Source organism: Pseudogemmobacter faecipullorum (genome assembly GCF_020539525.1).
GTDB classification, from domain to species: Bacteria; Pseudomonadota; Alphaproteobacteria; order Rhodobacterales; family Rhodobacteraceae; genus Pseudogemmobacter; species Pseudogemmobacter faecipullorum.
Genome location: NZ_JACDXX010000001.1, coordinates 262,831 through 278,343 on the forward strand (window position 1 = coordinate 262,831; position 15,513 = coordinate 278,343).

A 15,513-nucleotide genomic window follows, 5' to 3' on the forward strand; every position below is an offset into this window, starting at 1 on the left:
GGCGCCAGGATGGCAAGCGCAGATGTCACAATCCGGGGGGCCGGGATCTTTGGCCTCGCCACGGCCTGGGCCTGTGTGAAACGCGGGCTGAAGGTGCGGGTGAGCGATCCGGGCGGGATCGGGGCCGGGGCTTCGGGCGGGGTGGTCGGCGCGCTGGCGCCGCATGCCCCCGAGAGCTGGAACCCGATGAAGCAGTTTCAGTTTGAAAGCCTGATCATGGCCGAAGCCTGGTGGCGTGAGGTACATGCGGCGGGCGGGGCCGATCCGCTTTATGCCCGTACCGGAAGGCTGCAGCCGGTGCTGAGCGACAGCGGCCTTGCCGCCGCAGGCGAGCGTGAGACCGCCGCCGCCAGCCTCTGGCAGGGCAAAGCCGAATGGCGGGTCATCACCTGCGGCACCTCGGACTGGGAACCACAAAGCCCGACCGGCCTGCTGATCCGTGACACGCTGACGGCGCGGATCAGCCCCCGCGCGGCGGTTCATGCCCTCGCCTGCGCTATACGGGCCCGGGGCGGCGAGATCGTGACTGGCGAGGCACCGGAGGAAGGGAAGATCCTCCATGCCAGCGGCGTCGCCGGGCTGGCAGATCTCTCCTCGGCCTTCGGGCGGAAGCTTGGTGGCGGCGTGAAAGGCCAGGCCGCGCTGCTCGCCCATGACGCCCGCCACTGCCCGCAGATCTATACCGACGGGCTCTATATCATCCCGCATGGCGACGGGCTGACGGCAATCGGCTCGACCAGCGAGAATTCCTGGGAGGCGGAGGGCACCGATCATCAGGCGCCTGAGCTGGTGGAAAAAGCCCGCAGGCTGCTGCCACTGCTGCTGCAGGCAGAAGTGAGGGAATACTGGGCCGGGATCCGGCCCCGCGCGAAAAGCCGCGCTCCGGTGATCGGGGCCTGGCCCGGGCGTGAGGGACATTTCATTGCCAATGGCGGCTTTAAGACCGGCTTTGGCATGGCGCCGAAATGCGCCGAACTGCTGGCCGATCTGCTGGCGGGCCGGGGTGATGATATCCCGCAGCCCTTCCGCCCCGAAAGCCTGCTGTAAAGCGAGGGGGCGCTGCCCCCTCAAACCCCCGGGATATTTTCAGACAGATGAAAAGGGTCCGGGCCCCGCTGATTTCATCTGTCTGAAAATATCCCCGCCAGAGGCATCGGGCCGGGACCAGAGGCGCGACGGGGCAAGAATGAAAAAGGCCGCATCCAAAGATGCGGCCCTTCCCATAAACAATCTGCGAAAGATCAGTTCTTCGCGTAATATTCGACGACCAGGTTCGGCTCCATGACGACCGGGTAGGGCACGTCCGAAAGGCTCGGGGTACGAACGAATTTCGCGGTCAGCTTCTGATTGTCGACTTCGACATAATCCGGAACGTCACGCTCGGTCAGCGAGATTGCTTCAGCGATGATGGCCAGCTGACGCGATTTCTCACGCACCGACACCACATCGCCTTCGCGCAGACGGTAGGAACCGATATTCACCGGCTTGCCGTTCACCAGGACGTGGCCGTGGTTCACGAACTGACGGGCTGCGAAGATGGTCGGCACGAATTTCGCGCGGTAGACCAGAGCGTCAAGGCGGCGCTCGAGCAGGCCGATCAGATTCTCGCCGGTATCACCGGTGACGCGCTCGGCTTCACCATAGATGCGACGGAACTGCTTTTCGGTCAGATCGCCGTAATAGCCTTTCAGCTTCTGCTTGGCGCGCAGCTGGGTACCGAAGTCCGACAGCTTGCCCTTGCGGCGCTGACCGTGCTGGCCCGGGCCGTATTCGCGCTTGTTCAGCGGCGACTTGGCGCGGCCCCAGATGTTTTCGCCCATGCGGCGGTCAATTTTATACTTGGCAGCGGTCCGTTTGGTCACGCTGATCTCCTTCGTTATGTGGCCCGAAGGCCGGAAGGGCGTTGTCCTTTCCCGAGGCGGGAGGCCGAAGCCCATGGCCCGGGGCGACAGGGTCTTTCTTGCGAAAGCCACCAACACCAATGAAAAGCCCCGGACGAGAGCCCGGGACCATGGCGCGGCTTATAATGAAGCGGGAGGGGGAGTCAACAGCGCGAGGCGATCTGGCCGGTGAAGAAAGCCCCCCTGCAGGCTCAGGCACGGCCTGCGGTCGGGGAAAGCACCAGCGGATCAATGCCCAGAGCCTTCAGCGCCAGCATCCATTTCGCCTCATCCTCGGCCTGGAACACCAGATCGGCGCTGACATCGGCAATCAGCCAGTCATTGCGCAGGATCTCACCCTCGAGCTGGCCAGGCCCCCAGCCAGCATAGCCCAGCGCCAGCAGGGCCTGTTCCGGCCCCTCACCCCGGGCAATTGCCTCAAGAATATCAAGGGTCGCGGTCAGGTGATAGCCGCCGGGCACGGTCATCATGGTGGAATCACCCTTGCCGGCCCCGCCCAGCCAGTCGGCACTGTGCAGTACAAAGCCCCGGCCGCGCTCGACCGGGCCGCCGTAATGCACCTGGATTTCGCGGCAATCCTCTCCGGCTGAAATGCCGAGATGGCGCAGCAGACCGTCGAAATTCAGCTCCTGCGAGGGTTTGTTAAGAATCAGCCCCATCGCGCTGTCAGGGCCATGGGCGCAGATCAGCACCACCGAGCGGATAAACCGCGGATCCTCCATGGCGGGCATAGCCACCAAGACTTTACCTGCAAGTTCCATCACCGGGGCACCTCCGCGGTCAGGATGACCGCGCAAGGCCCCGGGCTCAAGAGCAAGCGTGAAAAAACCGCGTGATCCAGGTCTTCTGCGGCCAGAGAGGCTGTTTCACTGCCTGCGCGCACCACTGGCTGCGTCTTCACGGACACAGGCCAGGTTCGTCGCTGCCTTGTGATTTCCCCTTACCCCGACAGGATCTATGCTGCCCCCATGAGATATATGCCCCGCCTGCCCCGCGTTCTTGCGCTTTCGATATCCCTGATCCCGGCGATTGCCGGGCTGGCCCCGGCTGCGGCAATGGCCGGGCCGGCCACGCAGGATGAGGTCTTGCAGGCGGTGGTGCTGACCGGCTGGCAGCAGCCCGATGGCAGGCGGATGGCTGCGCTGCGGCTGGACCTGGCGCCGGGCTGGAAAACCTACTGGCGCAGCCCGGGCGAGGCAGGGATCCCACCGCAGTTCGACTGGTCGGCTTCGGTCAATGTCAGATCCGTCCGGCTGCACTGGCCCGCGCCGGTAGTTTTTGAAACCAATGGCATGCGCTCGATCGGCTACCGCGATCAGCTGGTACTGCCGGTGGAGGTAACACCGCTGGACCCGGCACGCCCGGTCCGGCTGGTGGCCGGGGTTGAGCTGGGCATCTGCCACGACATCTGCCTGCCCGCCTCGCTGCGGCTCGATGCCGGGATCGAGGGCAAAGGGGCACCTGACCGGCTGATTGAGGCCGCGCTCCAGGCCCGGCCGCGCTCGGCAAAAGAAGCCGGCCTGGCCGGGATCCGCTGCAGGGTTGAACCGATTGACGATGGCCTGCGGCTCAGCGCCGATATGGGCCTGCCGCCGCAGGGCCAAAGCGAGACCGTTGCCTTTGAGACCAGCGACCGCACAATCTGGGTTTCAGAATCGGTTGCCGCCCGTCAGGGCGCCACGCTGAGCGCCAGCGCAGAGCTGGTCGCCCCTTCCGCCCGGCCCTTTGCCCTCGACCGTTCGGGCATCACCCTGACCGTGATCTCGGAACGCGGCGCGGTTGAGGTCCGGGGCTGTCCGGCCGGCTGAGGGCATGATGCGCTGGCTGCTGCCGCTGACCCTGCCTCTCGGCCTCGCCACACCGCTGGCGGCCGGGCCGGCCACCCCCTGGCATTCGCCTTCGGTGCTCAGCATGGAATGGGGGGTGTTCTGCGCGCTTTACGCGATGGATCAGCTGCCCGCCCCCGGCACCATCGCCGGATTCATGCATGTGCCGCGCGATGAGATCACCCTGCACTGGCCAGAGGAACAGATTGTCCCGGCCCAGCCTGGCATTGCATTTGGCGTACGGGCGCTTGGTCAGCCCGGCCTCTTCCTGCCCGAGGCCGAGGTAAGGGTGTTCCGGCCCGGCGCCAAGCAGCCCGAGACCTGGAGCACCACCCTGTCCGGCGATGGCGCCTCACTGGCCTTTTTCCGCTTTGACAGCGAAGAAGAGCTGCTGCCCGGCCTGTGGCGCTTTGAATTGCATGATGCAGGCGTGATGTTTTTCAGCGTGGAATTCGAAGTCGTCCCCCCTGCTGCGCAACGCGATATTGCCGATGCCTGCGGCGCGACCTCCTGAGCGCGCAGAAGCCACAGGGACATATTAAACCTTATTGCGACCCATCAGAGAAAGTATATTGCTCTGCGGCTACAAACATCCTAGGCATTTTGCACCTGCAGAATCTGACGGAGCCCGCAATGCCGCATGATGGTCAGCCTCTCACCGCGCCCAGGGGCGCTGCCCCCCTCATCAGCGATCTGCGCCGCCTGACCGGCGAGGTTCTGCCCGAGCTCGAGGCCATTTTCACCACCGCCCGCGAGACCCTGCGCGGCATGGTCAGCCAGGGCGGCAAGATCAGTGCCGCCGCGCTGGAGCAGCATCAGCATGAGGCGCATGGCCTCTCCTGGCTGGCGACCTATGTCGAGGCCCTGCGCCAGCTTGATGCCTGGGCCGGACGGCTGGAGGCCGGGGGCCGCTTTGGCGAGATTGAGGCGCTGATCCTGCAGATCGGCTTTGGCGAATATCTGTCCCAGCTCTCGGGCGGCATTCCGATGAGCCAGCAGGAAACCGCGCGCCTTGCCGATCTCGGCGTCGGGGCACCCGGCTCAGAGGCGGCACAGATCCTGATCCGCAGCGGCAATAATCCTGCCGCCCGCGCCCGCCTGGTGGCGCTGATGCGCGAGGATAAGGCCCGCGCCACCTTTGGCGCTTCGGGTCTTGATGAAGAGCTGGAGATGATCCGCGATCAGTTTCGCCGCTATTCCGATGAAAAGGTCATCCCCTTTGCCCATGACTGGCATCTGAAGGATGAGCTGATCCCGATGGAGATCATCCGCGAACTGGCGGAAATGGGCGTGTTTGGCCTGACCATCCCGGAAGAATTTGGCGGCTTTGGCCTCTCCAAAGCCTCGATGGTGGTGGTCTCGGAAGAGCTGTCGCGCGGCTATATCGGCGTCGGCTCGCTCGGCACCCGCTCGGAAATCGCCGCCGAGCTGATCCTCTGCGGCGGCACGCCCGAGCAAAAGGCGCAATGGTTGCCGAAACTCGCCTCGGGTGAGATCCTGCCGACCGCGGTGTTTACCGAACCCAATACCGGCTCGGATCTTGGCGCCTTGCGCACAAGGGCCACCCGCACCGAAGAAGGCTGGGAGATCACCGGCAATAAGACCTGGATTACCCATGCCGCGCGCACCCATGTGATGACGCTGCTGGCACGCACCGATCCCGACAGCACCGACTGGCGCGGATTGTCGATGTTCCTTGCGGAAAAGACACCCGGCACCGATGAGGCCCCCTTCCCCACCCCGGGCATGAGCGGCGGTGAGATTGAGGTGCTCGGCTACCGCGGCATGAAGGAATATGAGCTGGGCTTTGACGGTTTTAAGGTCAAGGCTGAGAACCTGCTGGGCGGGCAGCCCGGCCAGGGGTTCAAACAGCTGATGCAGACCTTTGAGAGCGCGCGGATCCAGACCGGGGCGCGGGCCATCGGCGTGGCCCAGGCGGCGCTGGAAACCGGGATGCAATATGCCGAGGACCGCAGGCAGTTCGGCAAAGCCCTGATCGAATTCCCCCGCGTCGCCAATAAACTGGCGATGATGGCGGTCGAGGTGATGATCGCCCGGCAGCTGACCTATTTCGCCGCCTGGCAGAAAGACCATGACAAGCGCTGCGATCTGGAAGCGGGTATGGCCAAGCTTCTGGGCGCGCGGGTCGCCTGGGCCTCGGCGGATAATGCTTTGCAGATCCATGGCGGCAATGGCTTTGCGCTGGAATACCGCATCTCGCGCATTCTCTGCGATGCCCGGATCCTGAATATCTTCGAGGGCGCGGCCGAGATCCAGGCCCAGGTCATCGCCCGCCGCCTGCTCGACTGAGGCGGCAGATCAGACCCGATCCCGGATCAGGGCGTCCCTCCGCGTGAGGGGCGCTCGGCCCCCAGACGCGGATGCAGATGCCCGGCCATCTGCCAGCAGGCCAGCATAGCCAGCCCCATCGCGGCAAAAAGACCCGAGACCGGGGTGAAAAACAGCACGCCCCAGGCCACCGCCGGGGTGAGAATGCCCGAAACATCGCGGAATGTGGTATAGACAGCGGCCATTTCGGTGCGCTGCGAGGGTTTGACCGCCATCAGGAAGGGCAGCCCGCCCACCACATCCAGGGTCAGGAAACAGAGACTGGCCCCAAAAGCGATGAAGACCACCAGCCAGGGCAGCGCCGCGAAGGCCCAGGCCGCCAGCATCAGCCCGCCCCCCCAGAGGAAGGCCAACCGGACCGAGCGGCGCACCGACATCCGCCGCGCTATGCGGTTGATCACCGGCGCCAGGAACAGAAAGCCGTTCGAGAGCGACAGCGCAAAGCCGCCGACCTTGTCACTCAGCCCGGCTTCCACACAGTAAATCGGCAGATAGACAATATAGACCCACCAGCCGGCCGAGCGGGTCACGGCGAAAAGCCAGCCGGCAATCAGCCTCGGCTGGCGAAAGAACTGCGCCAGAAACCCCAGCGGATTGACCGCAGGCTTCCGCGCCCGGGCGATCTGACGGCCATTGCCCAGCCGCAGCCACCAGAACACCGCAAGCAGGACGAGGGCAAAGCCGCCGGCGACGAGGAAAGGCGCGGCAGGCCAGCGGTCATAAAGCCAGACCCCCAGCACCGGCCCGAGGGTCCAGGGCACGGCGGCATAGGCCATCTGCATGCCCTGGCTATGCCCGAGCCGCGAGCGGTCGACATAGTCGAGCACATAGGCATTGAGGCAGATAAACACCGTCGCCGTAGCAAAAGCATTGCAGCACAAAGCCAGAATCATCGCGAACGGCGTGCCATAGAGCGCCAGCGTCATGCCCAGCAGGTAAAGCACTACCCCCAGCGTATAGGTCCAGCGGCGCGGCAGATGCCGCGTCACCACCGGCACCATCAGCCCGCAGAACAGCCCGGCAAATCCCGCGACCAGATAGGCCAGCGAGGTGGATTGGGCATCGCCAAGCGTGCGGTAGATCGCCAGCGGCATGGCCGAGACCAGGACGCCGCGCACGCAGGCCTCAAGCCCGGTCAGCAAAGCGAAATGCTCGGTCTGCGGCACCGGATTATATTTCAGAGCGAGGGGGATATATCGAAGCGCCATAGTGCCCAGAGAGCCCGGGCAGCCTTTGTGGTCTGATCCGTTCGCGACAGAGGAGGTCGCCTTTGTCAGCTTCCCCCGGCCGCCCGTGCAAAATAACCGGCGAGGCGCTGACGGGCCTCGGGCAAGGGGCGGCTCTGTCCGCTTTCCGCCAGCGCCCGGGCGAGGAAATGCCCGGTCAGCTGCAGCGCCAGGGGCAGATCAGCCGCCGGAATGCCTGTCCCCCCGGCCAAAGCGGGCGGTAAAATAAGCAATCGCCCGGCCCAGTCTCCGGCCCCCGCCCTGCTGACCGCGCGTCCCGTGCGGGGCGAGACATAGGCCAGATCATCGCTGCTGCCGGTGACCGCGCAACTGGTCAGATCCAGCCCATAGCCCGACTGTTCCAGCAGCTGGCATTCCCAGCGGAGATAGGCGCTTTGCCAGCCAGGCCGGCCGAGCTGATCCAGCAGGCTGAGGCTTTGCTGCCAAAGCTGCGGATGGGGCGCACGTTCGGGCAGCAGCAGCTGCAGCAGCGCGGCTGAGCTGCTCAGCGCCGCCAGCGCCGGAGCATCGCTGTAAAGCGCGGCGCGGGAACGGATCGGCTCGATGGTGAAACTGCCGATATGGCTGCCGAGCCGCGCCTTCCAGACCGCCGCCACCTGGCCACCGGGCTGCAGATGCGGGCTCATCCGCTGCGAGGTGCCACCGCGCACAATGCCCGAAAACCGCCCCTCGCGCGCAGCGAAAAGCGTGAGGAGCGCGGCGCTTTCCCCATGCGGTTTTGCCGCCAGCACAATGCCTTCGTCGCGCCATTCCATCATCAGCCGAATATCGCGCGCGAGGCTCAGCCCGGCAAGAGGGGGCGCTGCCCCCCCGGCCGCCTCTGGCGCCCACCCCCCGGGATATTTTCAGACAGATGAAAAGCGGCGGCGAAATCAGTCGCCCGTGAGGCCAGGCTCATCCAGCAGGGTGCGGCCCTGGCGGTCCTCAATTTCAATGATCCAGAGATCGGGATCGCGGGCGCGGGCGCGGGACAAAGCCTCATCGACGCTGCGCTCCTCGCCCTCGGCATAGGAAATCCAGACCCGGCCGCCGCTCATCAGATCCGTGCGGCGCTCAAAGGCCTGCGCCATGCCATCCAGCGTGGCGAGCTTCACCATCACCGCCCCGGCGGTGACATCGCCCTTTTGCGTGACATAGGCAGGAATATCAGCAAGGCTCAGCCGGCGGAGATAGGCCTGGACCCAGAATTCTGCGGTTAATCTCGGCATCCTGCCTCGCCTTTGCTGCGGAGAAACCCGATGGCCAGACCCCCGACCGGCGCGCTGATCGCCCTTGCCGCTGCCGCGCTCCCGGCGCTGGTGATGAAAGCCGATCCGAAGGGGGCGGGCCAGGACCCTGCTGTCAGGGGCCCGGCAAAAATCATCGGCGCGGGAGGGTTACTCTGGCTGGCCCTCGCCACGCTGAAACGCCTGATCAGGCGTTCCCGTCTTTGAACTCAAGCCCCATTTCCGAATAGCGCTCGGATTCTTCCATCCAGTTCGGGCGCACCTTCACCTGCAGGAAGAGATGGACCTCGCGGTCAAGGAATTCCTTAATCTCGGCGCGGGCGGCCTGGCCGATGGCCTTGATCGTCTCGCCACGATTGCCCAGCACGATGCCTTTATGACCATCGCGGGCCACATAGACCACCTGGTCGATCCGGGCCGAGCCGTCTTTACGCTCCTCCCATTTCTCGGTCTCGACGGTGAGCTGATAGGGCAGCTCCTCATGCAGACGCAGGGTCAGTTTTTCGCGGGTCATCTCGGCCGCGATCATGCGCAAGGGCAGATCGGCCAGCTGATCTTCCGGGTAGAACCACTCGCCTTGCGGCAGTTCAGCCGCCAGCCAGGCGCGCAGATCCTGCACCCCATAGCCACGCTCGGCCGAAATCATGAAGGTCTTCACGAAGGGGAAAACCTCATTGGCCTTCTGAGCCAGCGCCAGCAGCTTTTCCGCTGCCAGTTTATCGATCTTGTTGATCGCCAGCGCCACGGGGCGGTCTTTGGGCAGTTCAGCCGCCATCCGCTCAATGATCGCCTCGACGCCTTCGGTGATGCCGCGATGCGCCTCAATCAGAAGCACCACGATATCGGCATCGGCAGCCCCGCCCCAGGCAGCCTTGACCATCGCCCGGTCGAGACGGCGGCGCGGGCGGAACAGGCCCGGGGTGTCGACGAAGACGATCTGGCTGTGGCCCTCCATCGCCACACCACGGATCCGGGTGCGGGTGGTCTGGACCTTATGGGTGACAATCGAGACCTTGGCCCCGACCATGCGGTTCAGCAGCGTTGATTTGCCGGCATTCGGCTCGCCGATCAGCGCGACAAAGCCGGCGCGGGTCACAGCCTCTGACGGGGTTTCGGCATCGGCCCCGAGGGGGGGAATTTCGTTACTCATGACCGGCCTCCAGCCGTTTCAGAAGGGCCGCGGCGGCCTGTTGCTCGGCGAGGCGTTTTGACCCCGCCCGGGCGCTTTCATGCGCTCCGTTCCCGAGCGTCACTTCGACCGTGAACTGCGGCTGATGATCCGGCCCGTCGCGGCCGGTCTCGGTATATTTCGGCGGCGCCATGCCCCGGGCCTGGGCCCATTCCTGCAAAGCGGATTTTGCATCCCGGGCATCCGGCTCGACCGCGCTGATGCGTTTGCCCCAGAGGCGCAGCACCAGGGCACGGGCGGTCTCGAACCCGGCATCAAGATAGACAGCGGCAATCACCGCCTCAATCGCATCGCCGATCAGCGCTTCTTTACGCCGCCCGCCGGAGAGCATTTCCGAGCGTCCCAGCCTGAGCACTTCGCCCAGCCCGATATCGCGGGCCACTTCAGCACAGGTCTCTTTGCGCACCAGCGCATTGAGCCGGGGGGCAAGCTGTCCCTCGGTCGCCGCTTTATCGGCCGAGAACAGAGCCTCGGCCATCACCAGACCCAGAACCCGGTCGCCGAGAAACTCCAGCCGCTGGTTGTCGGGCCGGGTCGTCGAGGCGATCGAGGAATGGGTGACTGCGCGCACCAGAAGCTCAGTCCGCGCGAACTCATGTCCGATACGGGTCTGAAACGCTTTAAGATCGGCCGAGAGCCTCACGTGTTACTCGATTCCATGGAAAAACCGGTCCATACGCCAGGTCCAGAAATACCACAAGCGGCTGCCCGCCGCCGAGAAAATCACCCGGTCGGCGCGACCGATCAGCAGATCAGCCGAAACCATGCCCACGCCACCCTGCGCCCCCTGACGGAAACGCGAATCCATGGAATTGTCGCGGTTGTCGCCCATGAAGAAGAAATGCCCCTCCGGAACCGTGAAAATCTCGGAATTATCCGGCAATCCGGTGGAATCAGCAATATTGAGCACCGGATAGGAGCGGGTCTTATCGCCCTCGCCGGTGGGGATGGTCTCAATCGAGCGCGAGCGCTCGCAGCTGGCCCCAAGCCCGACCACACCATTGCCACAGCGCGGCAGGCTCTTCATCGGCCCCTGGGGTTCATAGGTCTCGGCAAAAATCCCGTCAGGCTGCTGCACCAGTTCCTGACCATTAAGGATCACCCGACCCTCTTTCATCTGGACCGTGTCGCCCGGCAGGCCGATCACCCGCTTGATGTAATCATCGCCGCTGGTCGGGTGGCGGAATACCACCACATCGCCACGCTCAGGGTCAGAGCCGAAGATCCGGCCCTCAATCGGGCAGACCGCAAAGGGGCAGGAATAGCGCGAATAGCCATAGGCCATCTTATTCACAAACAGGAAATCGCCGATCAGCAGCGAGCTTTTCATCGATTCCGAAGGGATCCAGAACGGCTGGAAAAACAGGGTGCGAAAGCCGAGCGCAATGACCAGCGCCCAGACCACCGTGCTGATGGTTTCATGCAGCGCAGATTTCGGTTTTGCTCTTGCCATCCGCCTCAGCCTTCCTCGATTGATCGGGCCGCTTCTTGCGCCCCGGGACAGAGGCTGTCAAGCCGCCGCCCTGAAACTGCCCCCTGCTTTGGCAACGGGCGATGACACGCCTCCCGCCAGATCACCCGGCGGGGTCTTTCTCACCAGAGCCTGCCCGATCCGCCGCCCCGCCTTCCGGCCCGAGCGGCCGCGCCTCGATCACCACAAAGGCCTGAGCCCAGGGGTGATCATCGGTCAGGGTGACATGGATCAGCGCCCTATGGCCGGGCGGCGTCATCTGCGCCAGCCGCTCGGCCGCCCAGCCGGTCACCGCCATCACCGGCTGCCCGGTCTGCAGGTTTGACACCGCCATATCCTTCCAGGAAATCCCCATCCGCAACCCGGTGCCAAGCGCTTTGGAACAGGCCTCCTTGGCGGCCCAGCGTTTGGCATAGGTGGCCGCGACCTCACGCCTGGTCTCAGCTTTATGCTGTTCCAGGGGCGTGAAGACGCGGTTGCGGAAGCGGTCGCCAAACCGGGCCAGCGTGGCCTCGATCCGCTCGATACTGGCCAGATCGGCTCCGATCCCGAGGATCATCGCAGCGCCGGGGCCCGGCCCGGGTCTGTCACCAGAGCCTCGCCGCATCCATACGGCGGCGCATTTCCTCGATCGCCGGGCCGAGGCCCAGATAGATCGCCTCGCCGATCAGGAAGTGACCAATGTTAAGCTCAACCACCTCCGGGATCGCTGCGACCGGCTCGACATTATCATAGGTCAGCCCATGGCCGGCATGGACCTCAAGCCCCAGCGCAGCCGCATGGCGCGCAGCCTGGCGCAAAGCGGAAAGCTCGGCCTCGGCCTCAGCATGTCGCCCCTCGGCATGAAGTTCAGAATAGAGACCGGTATGCAGCTCAACCACCGCCGCACCGATCCTGGCCGAGGCCTCAATCTGCGCGGTCTCATGGCCGATGAACATCGAGACCCGGATGCCTGCCTCGCGCAGCGGCGCCACGAAGGCCTTCAGCCGGGCCTCATCGCCTGCGACATCAAGTCCGCCCTCAGTGGTGCGCTCTTCGCGCTTTTCCGGCACGAGGCAGGCAGCATGGGGTTTCAGGCGCAGAATAATTGCCTGCATCTCATCGGTCGCGGCGCATTCGAAATTCAGCGGGATACCGATCCCGGCCGCGAGAGCATCCATATCGGCATCACGGATATGGCGGCGATCCTCGCGCAGATGGGCGGTGATGCCATCAGCTCCCGAAGCCTCGGCCAGCAAAGCCGCGCGCAGAGGGTCAGGCCAGGCAGATCCACGGGCGTTACGGACGGTGGCCACATGGTCAATATTCACCCCGAGCCTCAGCTTACCGCGATCCGACATGTCGTCTCCTTTATCAGCGCAGAACGCGCGGGCGCAGTGCTGCCCGCCACGAGTCGGCGCAGTCTAGGGCGAAGCCGGGCCGTCGTCACCTGCCACTTCAGGGCTGTTTCGCTCAGCCTCCTGGCGCTGTGCGATCCGCTCACGGGCATCTGCCAGCATCTCTCTCAGGCGGCGGCGTTTCTCGCTGTGCTCGCGCGCCCGTGAGGCGCGGGCCTTCTGATAGGCGCTGACCAGAACCAGGGTGATGTAATAGGCCACAGCAGAGAGCACGATGGCCGGGCCAAGCGCGCCGATGAAATAGGGCAGATAGATCTCATTCCAGAACTGCAGCAACCCGCCCCAGCGGGTGGTGTCAGAGGTGAAGATCGCGAGAAAGTTATGCCACAGATCCGATCCGGCGCTGGCGAAGGCATGGCCGATATATTCGGCCGAGAGGGGCTTTTCGATGCCAAGGATCCAGTGGCCCAGCGACATAGAGGCCACGGCAAAGAAAGGCGTGGTGATCGGATTGGTGTTCAGCGTCGCCAGCAAGGCCGCGAGCAGATTGCCATTCACCAGCCGCGCGCCGATCCAGGCCACAATGAACTGCAGCCCCGGAAAGGGCAGAAAGCCAATGACCGAGCCGATAAAAATGCCACGCGCCACCCGCTGCGGGCTGTCCGGCAGACGGCGCATACGGTGCACAACATATTGGGTCGCGCGCTTTAGCCCGCCGCGCGGCCAGACCATTTCCCGCGCCCGGGCACCCCAGGTCTGCGGATCTCGGCGCTTGAAAACCACAATGCTGCCTTTTCATCTTATGCCCCCGGCCAGAGCCCGGGCGCGGATCCTCAGGATCAGGGTTGCCGGTTCTTATCCCGGTGCCGTGAGATCTGCGCAACATCATTGTCAGCTTCAAGAGCGTTCAGCACGACGTGAAGATGCTCGACATCGCGCAGATCGACATCGACCAGCAGACGGTAGAAATCCGGTTTGCGGTCGGTGAAGCGCAGGTCCGAGATATTGGCACGATGTTCGCCCACCAGCGTACAGATCCGCCCCAGCACCCCGGCATCATTCGAAATGGTCATTTCGAGTGAGACAGTATGGATCGCCGCGTGCCGGCCAGGCAGCCATTGCAGATCGATCCAGCGCTCGGTCTGGCTCTCAAACTCGGCCAGAGCCGGGCAGTCAATCGCATGGGCGACAACGCCCTTGCCGCGCCAGGTGATGCCAACGATACGCTCGCCCGGCAAGGGCTGACAGCAGGGCGCACGGCGGAAAGCCTCATCCTCGCCCAGCCCGACGACGGGGCGGTTCGAATCGATTTCGGGGCCTTCATGGGTGGCAAGATCGGGATAGAGCGTGCTGACGACACGGCGCGCGGTCATCTCGGCACTGCCAACCTTGGCCAGCAGATCCATCTCATCGCTGCAGCCCAGCAGTTTGGCGGCAGTGCGCAGGGCTTTCTCGCCGGATTTCTTGCCCACATGCTCAAAGGCGGCACGCAGCAATTCCTGGCCCAGACGGATGAAACGACCGCGATCCTCCTCGCGCAGCGAGCGCCGGATCGCCGCCTTGGCGCGGCCGGTGGTGACAATATCCACCCAGGTCGCCTGGGGACGCTGCCCCTCGGCAGTGATCACCTCAACCGACTGACCATTTTTCAGCCGGGTCCAGAGCGGCACCCGAATGCCATCGACCTTGGCCGAGACCGTCATATTGCCGATCCGGGTATGGATCGCATAGGCGAAATCAAGCGGGGTCGCGCCGCGCGGCAGCTGCACCACATCGCCTTTCGGCGTGAAGCAGAACACCTGGTCAAGATACATCTCGAGTTTGACATTCTCGAGGAATTCGTCGTGATCCTCTTCGTCGAGCCGCTCGGTCAGCTGGCTGATCCAGTCGGCCGGATCGACGGCAAAGGGGTTCGGCGCGCGCACGCCTTCTTTATAGGACCAGTGCGCGGCAACCCCGGCCTCGGCCACCTCATGCATCTCGCGGGTACGGATCTGCACCTCAACCTTGCTGGCATCGCGACCCGAGACCGTGGTGTGGATCGAGCGGTAGCCGTTCGATTTCGGCTGCGAGATATAATCCTTGAACCGGCCCGGCACCGCATGCCAGCGCTGATGAATCGCCCCGAGGATACGGTAGCAGTCATCCACCGAGCCACAGATCACCCGGAAGCCGTAGATATCCGAGAGCTGCGAGAAGGACAGATCCTTCTCCTGCATTTTACGCCAGATCGAATAGGGCTTTTTGGCCCGGCCATAGACCATGGCCTCGATGCCCTCGCGGTCGAGCTCACTGCGCAGATCGCCGCTGATCTTATGGACCACATCGCCGGTCTTCTTCTGCAGCACGACATAGCGGCGGATGATCGACTGGCGCGCCTCGGGATTGAGCACGCGGAAGGACAGATCCTCCAGCTCCTCGCGCATCCACTGCATCCCCATGCGACCGGCCAGCGGCGCATAGATCTCCATGGTCTCACGCGCTTTCTGCGCCTGCTTTTCTGCCCGCATCGATTTGATCGTGCGCATATTATGCAGACGGTCGGCCAGCTTGACGAGAATGACCCGCAGATCTTTCGACATCGCCATGAACAGCTTGCGGAAGTTCTCGGCCTGTTTGCTCTCGGCCGAGGAGAGCTGCAGATTGGTCAGCTTGGTAACGCCATCGACCAGCTCGGCCACTTCCGGGCCAAACTGTTCCGAGATTTCGGAATAGGTCGAGCGGGTATCCTCGATCGTGTCATGCAGCAAAGCGGTGACGATCGTATCATCATCAAGCCGCATCTCGGTGAGAATGGCGGCGACGGCGATCGGATGGGTGAAATAGGGCTCGCCCGACTTGCGGACCTGCCCGTCATGCATCCTGAGGCCATAGGCATAGGCCTTGCGGATCAGGTCAGCATCGGAGCGCGGATTATAATTCCGGACGAGGGCGACAAGGTCTTCAACGTCGATCATCGCCCGCGCC

Annotated in this window: 17 protein-coding genes; 5 read left to right on the forward strand and 12 right to left on the reverse strand. The window is 64.2% G+C overall.

Going from position 1 to position 15,513, the window contains the following annotated elements:
* The first annotated feature begins 9 nt into the window (after window positions 1-9).
* Window positions 10-1,047 carry an NAD(P)/FAD-dependent oxidoreductase gene (locus H0485_RS01145; RefSeq protein ID WP_226933486.1) on the forward strand — a complete coding sequence of 346 codons (1,038 nt, stop codon included), beginning with the start codon at window positions 10-12 and terminating at the stop codon, window positions 1,045-1,047.
* Between the two features lie 194 nt (window positions 1,048-1,241).
* Here the strand turns inward: H0485_RS01145 and rpsD are convergent, their stop codons facing one another.
* Entirely contained in the window at window positions 1,242-1,862 is a 621-nt protein-coding gene (gene rpsD / locus H0485_RS01150; RefSeq protein WP_226933487.1) for a 30S ribosomal protein S4, read from the reverse strand.
* Between the two features lie 230 nt (window positions 1,863-2,092).
* Complete coding sequence (locus H0485_RS01155; RefSeq protein WP_226933488.1) at window positions 2,093-2,662, reverse strand: YqgE/AlgH family protein; 570 nt, start codon at window positions 2,660-2,662, stop codon at window positions 2,093-2,095.
* A 216-nt stretch (window positions 2,663-2,878) separates the two neighbouring features.
* Between H0485_RS01155 and H0485_RS01160 the strand changes: the two genes are divergently transcribed.
* The 3 genes from H0485_RS01160 (at window position 2,879) to H0485_RS01170 (ending at window position 6,037) form a co-directional block, all read left to right on the forward strand.
* A complete protein-coding gene (locus H0485_RS01160) occupies window positions 2,879-3,709 on the forward strand; it encodes a protein-disulfide reductase DsbD domain-containing protein (RefSeq protein WP_226933489.1) in 831 nt (276 codons plus the stop codon).
* Between the two features lie 4 nt (window positions 3,710-3,713).
* Window positions 3,714-4,241 (forward strand): hypothetical protein, encoded by a 528-nt coding sequence (locus tag H0485_RS01165; protein WP_226933490.1) that lies wholly within the window; start codon window positions 3,714-3,716, stop codon window positions 4,239-4,241.
* Between the two features lie 119 nt (window positions 4,242-4,360).
* Window positions 4,361-6,037, forward strand: a complete 1,677-nt coding sequence (locus tag H0485_RS01170) for an acyl-CoA dehydrogenase family protein (protein WP_226933491.1) — start codon at window positions 4,361-4,363, stop codon at window positions 6,035-6,037.
* 26 nt (window positions 6,038-6,063) lie between these two features.
* On the opposite strand, the gene H0485_RS01175 is transcribed toward H0485_RS01170, so the two are convergent.
* From H0485_RS01175 to H0485_RS01185, 3 genes are all read right to left on the reverse strand, one after another.
* The gene (locus tag H0485_RS01175; RefSeq protein WP_226933492.1) at window positions 6,064-7,284 is read right to left on the reverse strand and encodes an MFS transporter; all 1,221 of its coding nucleotides are present in this window, start codon (window positions 7,282-7,284) and stop codon (window positions 6,064-6,066) included.
* 65 nt (window positions 7,285-7,349) lie between these two features.
* Entirely contained in the window at window positions 7,350-8,081 is a 732-nt protein-coding gene (gene recO, locus H0485_RS01180; protein WP_226933493.1) for a DNA repair protein RecO, read from the reverse strand.
* Window positions 8,082-8,195: 114 nt separating this feature from the next.
* Window positions 8,196-8,531: a DUF1491 family protein gene (locus tag H0485_RS01185; RefSeq protein WP_226933494.1), complete on the reverse strand. Its 336-nt coding sequence runs from the start codon at window positions 8,529-8,531 to the stop codon at window positions 8,196-8,198.
* A gap of 30 nt (window positions 8,532-8,561) precedes the next feature.
* On the opposite strand from H0485_RS01185, the gene H0485_RS01190 reads away from it, so the two are divergent.
* A complete protein-coding gene (locus H0485_RS01190; RefSeq protein ID WP_226933495.1) occupies window positions 8,562-8,756 on the forward strand; it encodes a hypothetical protein in 195 nt (64 codons plus the stop codon).
* Here the strand turns inward: H0485_RS01190 and era are convergent.
* The 7 genes from era to H0485_RS01225 all read right to left on the reverse strand — a co-directional run bounded on the left by era (window position 8,737) and on the right by H0485_RS01225 (window position 15,503).
* The gene (era, locus tag H0485_RS01195; RefSeq protein ID WP_226933496.1) at window positions 8,737-9,699 is read right to left on the reverse strand and encodes a GTPase Era; all 963 of its coding nucleotides are present in this window, start codon (window positions 9,697-9,699) and stop codon (window positions 8,737-8,739) included. The genes H0485_RS01190 and era overlap by 20 nt on opposite strands.
* Window positions 9,692-10,381 (reverse strand): ribonuclease III, encoded by a 690-nt coding sequence (gene rnc, locus H0485_RS01200; protein WP_226933497.1) that lies wholly within the window; start codon window positions 10,379-10,381, stop codon window positions 9,692-9,694. Before rnc ends, era begins: the two co-directional genes overlap by 8 nt.
* Window positions 10,382-10,384: 3 nt before the next feature.
* Window positions 10,385-11,191, reverse strand: coding sequence for a signal peptidase I (lepB, locus tag H0485_RS01205; RefSeq protein WP_226933498.1), 807 nt, complete (start codon window positions 11,189-11,191; stop codon window positions 10,385-10,387).
* 121 nt (window positions 11,192-11,312) lie between these two features.
* On the reverse strand, window positions 11,313-11,768 hold the full coding sequence (gene acpS / locus H0485_RS01210) for a holo-ACP synthase (RefSeq protein WP_226933499.1): 456 nt from the start codon (window positions 11,766-11,768) through the stop codon (window positions 11,313-11,315).
* Between the two features lie 28 nt (window positions 11,769-11,796).
* The gene (locus tag H0485_RS01215) at window positions 11,797-12,549 is read right to left on the reverse strand and encodes a pyridoxine 5'-phosphate synthase (protein ID WP_226933500.1); all 753 of its coding nucleotides are present in this window, start codon (window positions 12,547-12,549) and stop codon (window positions 11,797-11,799) included.
* A 63-nt stretch (window positions 12,550-12,612) separates the two neighbouring features.
* Complete coding sequence (locus H0485_RS01220; protein WP_226933501.1) at window positions 12,613-13,329, reverse strand: DUF2062 domain-containing protein; 717 nt, start codon at window positions 13,327-13,329, stop codon at window positions 12,613-12,615.
* A gap of 56 nt (window positions 13,330-13,385) precedes the next feature.
* Window positions 13,386-15,503 (reverse strand): RelA/SpoT family protein, encoded by a 2,118-nt coding sequence (locus tag H0485_RS01225; protein ID WP_226933502.1) that lies wholly within the window; start codon window positions 15,501-15,503, stop codon window positions 13,386-13,388.
* Between the last annotated feature and the right edge of the window lie 10 nt (window positions 15,504-15,513).